The organism is Clostridium pasteurianum DSM 525 = ATCC 6013 (assembly GCF_000807255.1).
In the GTDB taxonomy this organism is placed as follows: domain Bacteria; phylum Bacillota; class Clostridia; order Clostridiales; family Clostridiaceae; genus Clostridium_I; species Clostridium_I pasteurianum.
This window is the reverse complement of record NZ_CP009268.1, coordinates 2,811,177-2,825,243: the sequence shown is the minus strand read 5'-3', so window position 1 is coordinate 2,825,243 and position 14,067 is coordinate 2,811,177. Positions and strand designations below refer to the sequence as shown.

General features: G+C 27.9%; 11 protein-coding genes, 1 pseudogene, 2 riboswitches and 1 other annotated feature. Of the genes and pseudogenes, 11 read left to right on the top strand and 1 reads right to left on the bottom strand.

Annotated elements, in window-relative coordinates:
• Nucleotides 1–20 precede the first annotated feature (20 nt).
• From CLPA_RS12860 to CLPA_RS22130, 8 genes and pseudogenes are all read left to right on the top strand, one after another.
• On the top strand, nt 21–965 hold the full coding sequence (locus tag CLPA_RS12860) for a type I CRISPR-associated protein Cas7 (protein ID WP_003442546.1): 945 nt from the start codon (nt 21–23) through the stop codon (nt 963–965).
• A gap of 3 nt (nt 966–968) precedes the next feature.
• On the top strand, nt 969–1,706 hold the full coding sequence (gene cas5b, locus CLPA_RS12855) for a type I-B CRISPR-associated protein Cas5b (protein ID WP_003442545.1): 738 nt from the start codon (nt 969–971) through the stop codon (nt 1,704–1,706).
• A 23-nt stretch (nt 1,707–1,729) separates the two neighbouring features.
• Entirely contained in the window at nt 1,730–4,357 is a 2,628-nt protein-coding gene (locus CLPA_RS12850) for a CRISPR-associated helicase/endonuclease Cas3 (RefSeq protein ID WP_003442544.1), read from the top strand.
• Nucleotides 4,358–4,493: 136 nt separating this feature from the next.
• Nucleotides 4,494–4,988, top strand: coding sequence for a CRISPR-associated protein Cas4 (cas4, locus tag CLPA_RS12845; RefSeq protein WP_003442543.1), 495 nt, complete (start codon nt 4,494–4,496; stop codon nt 4,986–4,988).
• Between the two features lie 189 nt (nt 4,989–5,177).
• Entirely contained in the window at nt 5,178–6,179 is a 1,002-nt protein-coding gene (gene cas1b, locus CLPA_RS12840; protein WP_003442542.1) for a type I-B CRISPR-associated endonuclease Cas1b, read from the top strand.
• Between the two features lies 1 nt (nt 6,180).
• Nucleotides 6,181–6,468 (top strand): CRISPR-associated endonuclease Cas2, encoded by a 288-nt coding sequence (gene cas2, locus CLPA_RS12835; RefSeq protein WP_003442541.1) that lies wholly within the window; start codon nt 6,181–6,183, stop codon nt 6,466–6,468.
• A gap of 62 nt (nt 6,469–6,530) precedes the next feature.
• Nucleotides 6,531–7,164: pseudogene (locus tag CLPA_RS22135) on the top strand (AAA family ATPase); the annotation flags it as partial.
• 18 nt (nt 7,165–7,182) lie between these two features.
• Entirely contained in the window at nt 7,183–8,205 is a 1,023-nt protein-coding gene (locus CLPA_RS22130; protein ID WP_443092738.1) for a PD-(D/E)XK nuclease domain-containing protein, read from the top strand.
• 12 nt (nt 8,206–8,217) lie between these two features.
• On the opposite strand, the gene CLPA_RS12825 is transcribed toward CLPA_RS22130, so the two are convergent.
• The gene (locus tag CLPA_RS12825) at nt 8,218–8,973 is read right to left on the bottom strand and encodes a CPBP family glutamic-type intramembrane protease (RefSeq protein ID WP_003442535.1); all 756 of its coding nucleotides are present in this window, start codon (nt 8,971–8,973) and stop codon (nt 8,218–8,220) included.
• A gap of 347 nt (nt 8,974–9,320) precedes the next feature.
• Nucleotides 9,321–9,590, top strand: a binding site (T-box leader).
• 85 nt (nt 9,591–9,675) lie between these two features.
• On the opposite strand from CLPA_RS12825, the gene ilvA reads away from it, so the two are divergent.
• The 3 genes from ilvA to CLPA_RS12810 all read left to right on the top strand — a co-directional run bounded on the left by ilvA (nt 9,676) and on the right by CLPA_RS12810 (nt 13,796).
• The gene (gene ilvA / locus CLPA_RS12820) at nt 9,676–10,920 is read left to right on the top strand and encodes a threonine ammonia-lyase (RefSeq protein WP_003442533.1); all 1,245 of its coding nucleotides are present in this window, start codon (nt 9,676–9,678) and stop codon (nt 10,918–10,920) included.
• Between the two features lie 78 nt (nt 10,921–10,998).
• Nucleotides 10,999–11,108, top strand: a riboswitch (SAM riboswitch).
• A gap of 123 nt (nt 11,109–11,231) precedes the next feature.
• A riboswitch (SAM riboswitch) is annotated at nt 11,232–11,334 on the top strand.
• A gap of 157 nt (nt 11,335–11,491) precedes the next feature.
• On the top strand, nt 11,492–12,637 hold the full coding sequence (locus tag CLPA_RS12815; protein WP_003442531.1) for a trans-sulfuration enzyme family protein: 1,146 nt from the start codon (nt 11,492–11,494) through the stop codon (nt 12,635–12,637).
• Between the two features lie 22 nt (nt 12,638–12,659).
• A complete protein-coding gene (locus tag CLPA_RS12810) occupies nt 12,660–13,796 on the top strand; it encodes a trans-sulfuration enzyme family protein (RefSeq protein ID WP_003442529.1) in 1,137 nt (378 codons plus the stop codon).
• The last annotated feature ends 271 nt before the right edge of the window (nt 13,797–14,067 follow it).

Sequence of the window (14,067 nt, the reverse complement as noted above, 5' to 3'; positions counted from 1 at the left end):
AAAACTTGGAGGGAAATTAAATGAATAGAGTATACGGTGTTATTGGAATTAAAGCAATTATGGCAAATTGGAATGCTGATTTTAGTGGATATCCTAAAACAACTAATGATGGCAGTATATTTGGGAGTGATAAAGCCTTAAAATACAGCATAAAAAAGTATTGGGAAGATAGAGGAGAAAGAATACTTTATATGAAATCCTATAAAGTTGATAAAGATAAGATGAGACCAAGATCTTTGGAAGAAAGATATAATCAATTATTTAATACAACACTAAAAAATGAAGATAGTACTACAGTAATTAAAAATCTTTTTTCAGCTACAGATGTTAAAGCTTTTGGGGCTACTTTTGCGGAAGAAGGAAACAATATATCACTAATAGGTGCAGTGCAAATTGGACAGGGATTTAACATTTATAAAAAAGCATTTCCAGAAGAACAGCAGATACTCTCACCTTTTAGAAGTGACAAAAAACCTAAAAAAGGGGATGAAGCAAAAGAAGCAAATCAAAGTACTCTTGGTACAAAAATTACTACTGACGAAGCACACTATTTATATCCATTTTATATAAATCCTATATCCTATAACAATTATGTAGAAATGGATGCTACGGAAGGATATACGGAGGAAGATTACAAAAAATTTAAAGAGGCCGCACTTATAGGGGCAACTGCACTTAATACCAATGCAAAAGCAGGCTGCGAAAATGAGTTCGCTATATTTATAGAGACAGAAGAAGATACTTATCTGCCAAATTTAGCACAGTTTATAACCTTTGATGAGGAAGATGGAAATGAAGCATCAAGTAGAACGCTTAAATTTGAGCAATTGAATAGTCTATTAGATGGAGTTAGAGATAAAGTTAAGAACATAGAGATTTATTACAATAACTATAGTTTAAACATAAAAGGAGATACACTAGAAGGAGCTAGAAAATTTAATATATTTACTAGAAAGGAGCTTTAAAGAATGCAGGTTATAAGATTTAAGCTTTCAGGTAAGACGGCATTTTTTAAAAAGCCAGATGTAAATACCTACTATTATTTTACTTATGGAACTATACACAAAATAGCTGTTCTTGGTATTATGGGCAGTATCTTAGGATTAGGTGGATATAATAAGCAAAGTGAAAATAGTAAAAATGAAGTTTATCCTGAATTTTATGAAAAGTTAAAAGAATCAAAAATAGCTATAATAACTTGTAATGACAAAGGTTATATAACTAAGAAAGTTCAAAGTTTTAACAACTCAGTTGGTTATGCAAGTTTAGAGCAAGGTGGAAATCTTATAGTAAAGGAACAATGGCTTCAAGAACCTAAGTGGATTATATATGTAAAAATTGATGAAGCTACAGAAAAGTTTGCAGAAATGCTTGAAAATAAAAAGGCTATGTTTATCCCTTATTTAGGTAAAAATGATCATTTTGCAGATATTACAGAACCTAAAAGACTTAATTTAAAAAAATCAGACAATTCAAATACTGTAGATAGCCTATTTATTACTAAGAATTTTCAAGTGGGGAATGCTACCATTAATAGAAAGATACTTTCATGGAAGTATCAAGAGTATTTGCCAGTATCTCTTGATGAAGAATTAAATCAGTATCAATTTGAAGATTTTACAGCTACCAATAAGAAAGTATTAAGTAATAGTAATGTAGATTTATACCGTGATGATGAACTTGATAAGGTGGTATATTTCTTTTAAATTAAATTTCTTGGGGGATAAGAATGTATTTCAATAATATAGATATTTTTAAAGTGAAGGATCATATAGATAACTTGGATAATATATATGCCCATACGAATGATAAAAATCCTAATGAAAAAGAGGAAAAACTTACAGAACATACGAAGCGTACTCACGATTATTTCATTATGTTAGTTAAGCAAAAGAATCTAGAGAATGTATTTATAAATCTGGAAAAGATATTTTTTCAAGATAAAAATATAGAATTAATTAATTTGTGGAAAGAAATGACAATTAACTGTATATGTATGCATGATATAGGTAAAATAAATCCTGGCTTTCAATGTGATGTAATGAAAAATGAAAGATATAAACATAATAATGCAGATGATAGCAAGCATTCATTATTAAGTTCATATTTTTATATAAGTTACTTTGACGAAAAAATACAAAACTCTTTATTATCTGAGGAAGATAAAGATTATATAACTTATTTCATGTATATAAATGCTTATCTAATATCTAGGCATCATGGATATTTAAAAGATTTTAGAGAGTATAAAAATTCTTATGAAGGGCATGAAGGCAATTCACAAGAAGAAATAAATGAAGAAAAAGAAAATAATTTTCCTGATCTTAAATTTAATGTACTTGAAAAATGCATTTGTGAAGTGTTTCTTGAAGATAGTTTTAATGAAATAACATATAATAGATTAAAGAAAAATGACAAATTTAATTTCAATATATATATTTACTCTAAATTATTGTTTTCCTTGTTAACAGCTTCTGATTACTATGCTACTTCAGAATTTATGGATGGACAAAAAATAGCGGATATTGGCATAATAACTGAAGAATTAAAGGGAAAATTTAAGAATGCTTTTGATAATTATGCAATTACTAAAGAGATAAGGAATTATGGAAAGAATCCAGTTTTAGATGAAAATTATGAAAATATTAATCAGCTTAGAAGTGAGATTACCTTAGAAAGTGAAAAAAATTACTTAAAGAATAAAGATAAAAACATATTTTATCTTGAAGCACCTACTGGTGCTGGAAAGACTATAACTTCTGTAAATCTGGCAAGTCTTATGTTGAATTCAGATAATAGATTAAATAAGCTTTTTTATGTATTTCCATTTAATACTTTAGTAGAACAGACAGAGAAAGGGTTAATGGATATATTTCAAAATAATGATGAAATAAAACAAAATATATCGGTTATTAATTCTTTAACACCTATAAAAACTGTTGACGAAAATGAAGATTATAAAGATTTTAAAAGTAAAGAAGACAATAAAAAAATTGACTATAAAAGATCATTGTTAAACAGAATATTTCTACATTATCCTTTTATTATAACTACTCATGTAAATCTATTTAGTTATCTTTTTGGAACTAGCAGAGAAGAGGGGTTTCCTCTAATTGATATATGCAATTCTGTAATTATTATTGATGAAATACAAAGTTATAAAAATGGTATATGGAAAGAAATAATAAATTTTTTTAATTCCTATGCAGAAATTTTAAATATAAAACTTGTCATAATGTCAGCAACGCTTCCAAGACTAAATAAACTTGTAGAGGGAGAAAATGATAATTTTGTATATCTCATTAATAATAGAAAGCATTATTTTGAAAATCATTTTTTTAAAGACAGAGTAAAATTTGAAATTTTAGACTTGAGCAAAGTAGATAAGGACAATAAATATGAAGATGCATTTAAAATCTTAAGTGATAACATAGAAATGGAAAGTAAATCTGATGATAAAATCTTAATTGAATTTATTTTTAAGAAAAGTGCCGATAGATTTTTTGACTATTTTAAAAGTAATTATGATTTTAAAAATACTACTGGACATGAAATTAAAATTATAACCTCTGATGATAATAAGATAGATAGACTAGAAATTATAAATTTAGCTAAAGAAAAAAATCGTAAAGTTATTATTGTGGCAACTCAAGTTATAGAGGCTGGTGTTGATATTGACATGGATTTAGGGTACAAAAATATATCAATATTGGATTCAGAAGAACAGTTTATGGGAAGAATAAATAGATCCTGTCTCAATGCGGGAAGAGTTAAGTTTTTTAAATTAGATTCTTGTGGAATACTTTATCAAAGCGATGTTAGAAAAGAAAAAAGATTCACTCTTGAGGATGAGAATATACAGGGAATTTTGAGAAATAAGGATTTTGAAAGTTATTATAAAAATATTATATCTGAAATTGAAGTAAGAAAAAAGCGAAAAAATGACAGTGGATATTTAGCTTTTATTAAAGAGCTTAATAGATTAAATTTTGATAAAATAAAAGACTACATGAAGCTTATAGATGAAAAAGTTGATCAAAATAAATATACTATTTTTCTTTCAAGGGAAATAAAGGACCTGCATGGAAATATAATTCATGGTAATGAAATATGGAAAGAGTATGAGAATTTATTGATGGATAATAAAATAGATTATGCTGAAAAAAGAGTAAGACTTTCTGAGATAAATTCAAAATTAAATTATTTCATTTATAAGGTTAAAAGAGTTGAACAATATAATGAAGTGTTAGGAAATATTTTCTATATTGAAAATGGAGAAGAGTATATAGTAAATGGAAGATTTAATAATGAAAAGTTTATTGGAGAAACACCAGATCAGGCTAATTTGATACTATAAAAAATAAAATGATGTTTTAAATATAGATAAGAAACTTCATATATGAACCTATATATTAAAATAATATTTAATTATGAGATTGAGTATCTATAATTTTAAATCAACACATGAACAAAGCTTCCAAGGGGGCATTCCTATGAAAATCACAGGTACAATAATAAACTACTATTTCCACTGTAAACGTCAATGCTGGCTTCACGCAAATAGAATAAATCTCGAAGATAACAGCGAAGAAGTTAGGATAGGTAAAGTTTTGCATGAACTAAAAGCAGAAGGAAAGAAAAATACAGAGATATCTATAGACAACATTAAAATAGACAAAATTACTGAGGACTATTTAGTTGAAATTAAAAAATCAGATGCAGATTCTGAGGCTGTAAAGTGGCAGGTGTTACTTTACTTAAAGAAATTAAGAGAGAAAGGCATAGAGAGAAAAGGTAAAATTGAATTCATAGAAAAAAATAAACAGGATAAAAAAATCATCTACATTGAGCTTACGGATAAAAATGAAAAAAACTTGAATGACTTTTTGTATAACATAGAGCAATTTCTTATTGAAGAAGAACCACCAGCAGTAGAGCTAAAACCAAAGTGCAAAAAATGTGCTTATTATGAATATTGTTTTATTTAATAAAACTGAAAATAAATAATGAATTTAATATGACAAGAATGAACTATATTGGACAAGCGATATAGTCTGAAGATAATAATAAACCTAGGTGTTAGTGTTCTACTACAAAACATTAAGTAAGCATATTGAATGATTAATTGTTTCAAATGTTTAATCATTACTAAAGATTATAGAGGGAGAGAGTACTATATGGGGAAGGGAACAAGGTTTATAATGTCTCAAGGAGAAATAACTAGAAAAGATAACTCCATTTGTTTTAGAAGGAATAGTAAAAATGTATATATGCCAATAGAAGCCATAAGGGAAATTTATTTTCTAAATGAGGTAAGCTTAAATACTAAATTTTTAGATTTTGTAGCAAAAGCTGGTGTTGTTATACATTTTTTTAATTACTATGGATATTATAGTGGAACTTTTTATCCAAAGGAATATTTGATTAGTGGAAAGATGACTATAAAACAATCAGAAGCTTTCATAAACAATAGGATAGAGATTGCAAAAGCTTTTGTAAAAGGTATAGCAGCTAATATATATGAAGTTGTTTATCATTATTATAAACATGATAAAAAAGAAACAAAGCTCTTTCTAGATTGGATTAAGAAAGATTTTATAGATTTAATGGATAAGAGTAGTGATATAAAGCAAATATTATTTTTAGAAGGCCAGGTGTGGATGCAGTTCTATGATAACTTCAAATATTTTCTGCCGGAGAATTTCTTAATGAACAAGAGGGTAAAAAGACCACCTGATAATCCCATGAATGCTATGGTTTCCTTTGGTAATTCTATACTTTATGCTAGAACTATTTCCCAGATATATCATACGCATTTGAATCAAAGTATAAGTTTTCTTCATGAACCAAGCGAAGGACGATTTTCTTTAAGTCTTGATTTATCTGAAGTATTTAAACCAGCAATTGTATTTAAAACAATATTTGATCTAGTTAATAATAAAAGAATACAAGTATCCAAACATTTTGATAAAAAATTAAATTATTGCCTATTAAATGAAGCTGGGAAAAAGATATTCGTTGAAGCACTAGAGACTAGATTTAATAATGTGTTTCAACATAAAAAGTTAAAGAGAAAAATAAGCTATGAAACAGCTATAAAGCTTGACGGATATAAACTTATAAAACATTTGATTGAGAAAAGAGAGTTTACTCCATTTAGTCTAAAGGAGATGATGTAATATGCCTAAGGAAGTTAACTATAATTATGCATTTGTTTTCTATGATGTGAATGAAAAGAGAGTAAATAAAGTATTTAAGATTTGCAAAAAATATTTTAAACATCATCAGAAATCTGTATTTCGAGGAAATATAACTCCTGCTAACCTTATAAAATTAAGGGCAGAGATAAAAAAAATTATAGATGAAAGAGAAGATTTTGTATCTATAATAAAATTAATGAGTGAAAATAGTTTTCGTGAAGAAACTCTAGGAGTAAATGCTAATAATAGTGAATCATTGATTATATAATTGGTATTAATACTTTTATTATGTATATAATTTAGTATATACAATAGTAGTAGTGGAAGAAGGTGAACCATTTGAAAAAATTAATTCTAATAGGTATTTCAGGTTTTAAAAAATTAATAGAGAGTAATTGTTATTTTATAGATAAAAGTTTATTAATAAGAGAATTTATAGAGAATTCTTCAGAGATAATGCTAATTCCAAGACCAAGAAGATTTGGTAAGACTCTTAATATGAGTATGATAAAGTATTTTTTTGATATAAGGGAAGAAAGTAAAAATTTGTTCGATGGTCTGAAAATAGAAAAATGTGAAAATATAAAAAGCTTAAAAGGAAAATATCCTGTTATATATATCTTTTAAGGATTTAAAAAGTAGCAGCTATGAAATTTTTTGTGAGAAAATAAAGCTTGTAATATCAAAGGAATACCAGTCACACAAAGAAGTATTACTAGGAGATAAGCTAGATGAAGTAGATAAAACATTTTTTGAGAAGATTTTAAAGGGAATGGGTACAGAAGCCGACTTAGAACTAAGCTTAGCTTACTTATGTGAATATTTATATAAATATTATGGGAAAAAAGTAATATTATTAATAGATGAATATGATACTCCAATAGAAGCTGCATACATAAATAAATATTATGATAATGTTATTGGTTTTATGAGAAATATTTTAGGTTCAGCTTTAAAAGATAATATCTATCTTCAAAAAGCTATGGTTACTGGAATTTTAAGAGTAGCCAAAGAAAGCATTTTTTCAGGATTAAATAATTTGAGTGTCTCATCTATAATAAATTATAATTTTAGTGATAAATTTGGCTTTACAGAAAAAGAAACAAGAATTTTATTAGATTACTATAATATTTCGGAAGATATAGAGAATATAAAGCAATGGTATGATGGATATATTTTTGGTAATGAAATTATCTATAATCCTTGGTCTATAGTAAATTATATTGAAAATCCTTTAGAGGGATTAAAATCTTATTGGGTCAATACCAGTGCTAATGAGTTAGTAAAAAAATTTCTTTCAAAGAGTGATGAAACTACAAAAAGAGATCTTGAAATGCTTATGGAAGAAAAATCCATAAAGAAAACTGTAGATGATAATATCATAATGACTGAGATAGAATATTCAAGTGAAAATATTTGGAGTTTTTTATTATTTACGGGATATCTAAAGGCTACTAAAAAGGAAAATATAGATGGAGAATTAATCTGTGAGTTAAAAATACCAAATAAAGAGGTGTATACTTTTTATAAAGGTATAATAAAGAAATGGTTTTCTGAAACTATAAATAATACAAAATATAATGCCATGATAAATGCCCTAGTATCAGGAGATGTTAAAAGCTTTGAATATATAATGAAAGAGTTTGTAATAAATAGCATAAGTTACTTTGATGCAGCTGGAAAAGAACCAGAAAAAGTCTATCACGCTTTTGTTTTAGGAATGTTAGTATCTCTTTCAAATGAGTATTATGTAAAATCAAATAAAGAAAGCGGATATGGGAGATATGATGTAATGCTAATTCCTAAAAATATATCAAAATTAGGCATAATAATTGAATTTAAGAAAATAAATGATTTCTCTGATAGTACTATTGAAGAGGTTACTAAGGAAGCATTGGATCAAATTTATGACATGAATTATAGAGCAAATTTAGAAGAAAAAAATATTAAGAATATACTAGAATTAGCTATTGTATTTAAAGGGAAAAATGTTAAAGTTACATAAAGATAACAATAATTATCTTCTAACACCTCTTCGTCTAAACTTAGGAACAACAAATTGAGTTACAATAAAAATCAATAATGCTACTGATGCTGCAAATTGGATAGCTTCATGTCCTAATGGGTTTATGTGGGATATGAAGGCTATAGTATCAAAGATAAAGTGAGCTATTATTAAAATATAAAGATTTTTATATTTTAATAGATATAAAAAGCATGGAATTGTATTAAACATTATAGGTATCATAGCTGTTAGCTTATAATTAATTCCATGCATAGCTCCAAATATTGTACAGGTGATTAAAATAGATATAAGTATATTAACTAGATTTTTTCTATGTATTATAGATAAGAATGCAATAAATATGGTGAATTTAAAAAACTCTTCACTAAAAGCTACAATTACTGTCTGTATAACGTGATTATTTAAATAGTAGTTTAATGAGTAGGAAATATTTTTTATACCTTGGGGATCTGGGTTTCTCATAATTAAAATTACTAATGAGGATATAATTATTTGAATACAATATAATTGCATTGATAAGAATAGTATTTGCTTTAAAGATTTATTTCCTGTATTGAGATATGAAGATACATCAGACCAACCAGGAATTAGAGCAAAAAGTATAAAAATTAAATAAAAAACAGCCTCAAAAATTATATGGTTTTTTATAGGACGATAGGCAAGAAATAAATACATAATTGGAATTTGAAGTAGATAAATAATAGATTTATATTTTTCAGTAAATTTGATATCATAAAAATTATACATAAATACTCCTTAAATTGTTGATTATTTTAAATTATATTAATAAGAGATAATAAGTATAACTGGAATATCTATTCTAGTATTAACTATCAATAAATCTTACTTAGTAGAGTTTTATAATTTTACTAAGTTTTGATTAATTATACAGGAATGTGTCACTGTTATTGAATAAAATAATTGAGAAAGTTATTGAGCAATAAATTTTTAAGGGCAATATGAGGAACACCAATAGTTATAAGGTATATTTGAGGACAGAACTTTATTATGCCTAGGTAGGAAATCTTTTAGAAAAATATATTGACAATTACATTAAATAATAATATACTTAAAATCAAGTTATTGATATTGGATGTAAAACTAAGATGGAGAAAAAAATGTTCGTTTTGTTAATCGAAGAGAGTCGGCGTTAGGTGAAAGCTGATATTAGCATGAATATATAATGATCACTCCGGAGTTTCCAAGTTGAAAGATTTTTATCAAGTAGATAAGGACGTTTACCAGCGATATATGGTTAGGATTAACAGTGAATTTTTTATTTCATTAAGATCCGATTTGAGAGGCGGTTAATGTAATAACCGCAAAAAAGGTGGTACCACGGAAGTTAATCTTTCGTCCTTATGAGCATATGATTGTATATTATATGTGCTTATAAGGACGAGAGATTTTTTATTTATATTAAATTTTTAGAAAGAGGGGTTTTAAGCTATGGAACAGAGTTCAGTAGTGGAAAAAGAAAATGAAACAAATTGTATAACTTTAAATGATGTGTTAGAAGCAAGAGAGAGAATAAAAGATATATGTATAAATACAAAATTAATATATAGTTCATGTTTTAGTAAAGAAAGTGGTAATGAAGTTTATATAAAGCCAGAAAATCTTCAAATTACTGGAGCATTTAAGTTAAGAGGAGCATTAAATAAAATAAGCAAACTAAGTGATGATCAGAAAAAAAGAGGATTAATAGCATCTTCTGCAGGAAATCATGCACAAGGTGTTGCCTATTCTGCAAGTAAACTTGGAATTAAAGCAACTATTGTTATGCCAGAAACTACGCCTTTAATAAAAGTACAGGCTACTAAAAGTTATGGTGTTGATGTAGTTCTTAAAGGACAGATATATGATGAGGCTTATGAAGAAGCTAAGAGATTAGAAAGAGAAAATGGATATACTTTTATACATCCTTTTGATGATTTAGATGTTATGGCTGGACAGGGAACTATAGCTCTTGAAATAATAGATGAATTAAAAGATGTAGATGCTATTTTAGTACCAATAGGTGGCGGCGGATTGATAAGTGGTATATCCGTAGCAGCAAAAGCTTTAAATCCTAATATAAAAGTCATAGGAGTTCAATCAGATGGGGCAAGTGCGATGAAGGTGTCTTTTGATACGGGTATATTAACTGCATCAGATAAAGTTGATACTATTGCAGATGGAGCGGCAGTAAAACAGCCAGGAGATAAAACTTTTGAGGTAGTTAAAAAATATGTAGATGAAATTGTAACTGTAAGTGATGCAGAACTTATAGAAGCTGCCTTTGTACTTTTAGAAAAACATAAGCTTGTAGCAGAAGCTACTGGAGTTATGTCCTTAGCTGCTTTAAAGAGATTGAATTTTAAAGGTAAAAAAGTAGTTTCACTAATAAGCGGAGGAAATATAGATGTAGTAACTATAGCTTCAATGCTTAATAATGGATTATTGTCTAGAGGAAGAATATTCTGTTTTTCAGTTAAATTACAGGATTCTCCAGGACAATTATTAAATATTTCAGAAATATTGGCAAAACAAAAAGCAAATGTAATAAAATTAGATCATAATCAATTTAAAGCTATTGACAGATTAAAAGATGTTATGCTTGAAGTTACTGTAGAAACTAATGGACATGAGCATATACAGGAAATAGTAAAAGCTTTAAATGAAGCAGGATATGATGTTTATAAAGTTTATTAATATTAAAAAATATGTTGACATTATAAATAAAAATGTATATCATATTGATTAAGGAAAATTTAATAGATACGAATATTGTTCTTATCAAGAGAGATGGAGGGACTGGCCCAATGAAATCCAACAACCGGCATTTATATTTAAATGTGACGGTGTTAATTCCAGCAGAAATTTTTTCTGAAAGATAAGAAAAGAAGCCAATAGTATTATTTGCTGCTTTTCTTATGAAAAGCAGCTTTTTATGTTGCAAAAATAAGATCAAAATTATGATAAAAATAAGTTAAATTGTTTATTATAAAAATTCAATATATAAGCTCTTATCAAGAGTGGTGGAGGGATAGGCCCGATGAAACCCGGCAACATTCAACTACAGTTGAAAATGTGCTAATTCCTACAGAATTTTCTGAAAGATAAGAGGCGATTTTATAGCCTCTCATCTTTTAGAGGCTTATTTTTATTATCAATAGTATTATTCTGTTTATAAATTCTATTTAGTCAGTTTTGTATTTTCATCTAATATTTATAATATAGATTAAATTTGAGAAATTATATGTTTTACCGGGGAGGGATTTTTATGTCAGAAAATTGTAGGAGATTAGAAACAATTATGGTTCAGGGTTCTAGGGAGAAAGAAGATATAAAAGGTGCTATAAGCACACCAATATATCAGAGTGCAACTTTTAAGCACCATGGATTGAATGAGAGTACGGGATATGATTATTCAAGATCAGAAAATCCAACAAGGGAGGAACTTGAAAATACAATTGCAAAACTTGAAGGTGGGAAGGCTGGATTTGCTTTTTCAACGGGTATGGCAGCTATAGATGCAGTTATAAGACTTTTTATACCTAAAGACCATATAATTGTATCGGAAGATTTATATGGTGGAACCTATAGATTATTTGAAGAAATATACAGAAGATATGGTATTGAAACTACTTATGTAGATACAACAGATATAAAAAAAGTTGAAGAATCCATAAAGAAAAATACTAAGGCTATTTTTATAGAGACACCTTCAAATCCTATGATGAGAATAACGGATATAAGTAAAATAACATCCCTTGCTAAAGCATTTAAAATATTAACTATAGTAGATAATACATTTTTGAGTCCATATTTTCAAAGACCACTTCTATTGGGAGCGGATATAGTAATTCACAGTGGAACCAAGTTTCTAGGAGGACATAATGACACTCTTGCAGGAATCATAGTGGCAAATAAATTTATTGAGGAAATTAAATTTATGCAGGTATCTACTGGAGCAGTGTTGTCCCCCTTTGATAGTTGGCTTATATTAAGAGGGATAAAAACTCTGGCTATAAGATTAGAAAAACAGCAGAAGAATGCAATAAAAATATCTAAATGGCTTAGTGAATGCAAAAGGGTTAAAAAGGTTTATTATCCAGGACTTAAAGCTCATAAGGGGTATGATATATCAGTAAAACAGACTACTGGTTTTGGATCAATGATATCTTTTGAGGTAAATGAAAGAGAAATTATTGAGAAATCACTTAAGAAATTTCAAACTATATATTTTGCAGAAAGTCTCGGCGGTGTTGAAAGTCTCATAACTTATCCTTATATTCAGACCCATGCCTCAATACCAGAGGATATAAGAAACAGAATAGGAATTAAAGATACACTTTTAAGACTGTCTGTGGGAATCGAAAATGTTAAGGATTTAATAGAAGATCTTGATAGATCATTAAATTTATAATTTAGGTAAAGGAGATAGAAAAATGGATTTTGGAACTAAACTTATTCACAATGGGAATGAAATAGATAAGACCACAGGAGCTTTAAGTATACCTATATATCATGCTTCAACTTTTCATCAATTTGATATAGATAATTTTGGTAAATATGATTATTCAAGATCAGGTAATCCTACAAGAGAAGCTCTTGAAAATACTATAGCTGCTTTGGAAGAAGGGGATAGTGGTTTTGCATTTTCTTCTGGAATGGCTGCCATATCTTCTGTATTGTCTATTTTTTCTGCTGGAGATCATATTTTAGTTTGCAGAGATGTTTATGGTGGTACCTACAGGGTAACTTCTTCATTTTTTAAAAAATTTAATGTGGAAACAACTTTTATAGATGCTACTAACATTGGAGAAATTAAAGAGAGAATAAAAAACAATACTAAGGCTATATTTCTTGAATCGCCTTCTAATCCACTTTTAAAAATAACTGATTTTAGAGCAGTTATAGAAGTTGCTAGAAAAAATAACATCGTAGTTATCGTAGATAATACTTTTATGTCTCCATATCTTCAAAATCCTATTAAATTGGGAGCAGATGTTGTGGTACATAGTGCTACAAAGTTTATTGGAGGACATAGTGATGTTATAAGTGGACTTGTGGTAGTAAAAGGCAAGGAACTTTCAGATAAAGTGAAGTTTGTACAGAATTCCTTTGGTGCTGTTCTTGGACCACAGGATTGCTGGCTGCTTTTAAGAGGACTTAAAACGCTTAAAGTGAGATTGGACTATCAGCAGAAAAGTGCACTTAAATTAGCAAAATGGCTTAGAGAACAGGAAGAAGTAGCTAAAGTTTATTATCCTGGACTGCTAGAACATCCAGGTAGTGAACTTCATCTGTCACAAGCTAAAGGTGGTGGAGCAGTTTTATCTTTTGAAACTAAAGATGATGAAACAGCTAAAAGGTTTATGAGAAAGGTAAAACTTGCAGCAGTAGCAGTGAGCCTTGGAGGGGTGGAAACTATAGTTTCCTATCCAGCTAAGATGTCACATGCTGCTGTCCCAAAGGAAGAGAGGGAAAGTCTTGGAATAAAGGATAGCCTTATAAGAGTTTCTTTAGGTCTTGAGGAAACAGAGGATATTATAAAAGATTTTAAAAATGCACTTTCTATATAATATATAAAATAGAATCATTATGCTGTATAAAATATTCAGTGTGATGATTTTCCTTTTATCATAGAGAATTTTGAATTTATTTAGTTTAAATATTCACATATGTCGTAAAAATGAATTTTATAGACTGGTAAAAAGTCATTATAATAATTTGTTAAGAGTTATTATTGTATAAAAAAGTCTTTCACAAGGAGATGAGCTCTAGTTATCTCCTTGTTTCTTAGAATAACTTGCAGAAGTTGAGAATAAAATGCAGAACTTCCATTTGACATTA

Coding starts and splice junctions, on each gene's coding strand:
- CLPA_RS12825 (WP_003442535.1), bottom strand. CDS start 8,973: ATGTATAATTTTTATGATATCAAATTTACTGAAAAATATAAATCTATT.
- CLPA_RS12860 (WP_003442546.1), top strand. CDS start 21: ATGAATAGAGTATACGGTGTTATTGGAATTAAAGCAATTATGGCAAAT.
- CLPA_RS12815 (WP_003442531.1), top strand. CDS start 11,492: ATGTCAGAAAATTGTAGGAGATTAGAAACAATTATGGTTCAGGGTTCT.
- ilvA (WP_003442533.1), top strand. CDS start 9,676: ATGGAACAGAGTTCAGTAGTGGAAAAAGAAAATGAAACAAATTGTATA.
- cas1b (WP_003442542.1), top strand. CDS start 5,178: ATGGGGAAGGGAACAAGGTTTATAATGTCTCAAGGAGAAATAACTAGA.
- CLPA_RS12850 (WP_003442544.1), top strand. CDS start 1,730: ATGTATTTCAATAATATAGATATTTTTAAAGTGAAGGATCATATAGAT.
- cas2 (WP_003442541.1), top strand. CDS start 6,181: ATGCCTAAGGAAGTTAACTATAATTATGCATTTGTTTTCTATGATGTG.
- CLPA_RS22130 (WP_443092738.1), top strand. CDS start 7,183: ATGGTTACTGGAATTTTAAGAGTAGCCAAAGAAAGCATTTTTTCAGGA.
- CLPA_RS12810 (WP_003442529.1), top strand. CDS start 12,660: ATGGATTTTGGAACTAAACTTATTCACAATGGGAATGAAATAGATAAG.
- cas4 (WP_003442543.1), top strand. CDS start 4,494: ATGAAAATCACAGGTACAATAATAAACTACTATTTCCACTGTAAACGT.
- cas5b (WP_003442545.1), top strand. CDS start 969: ATGCAGGTTATAAGATTTAAGCTTTCAGGTAAGACGGCATTTTTTAAA.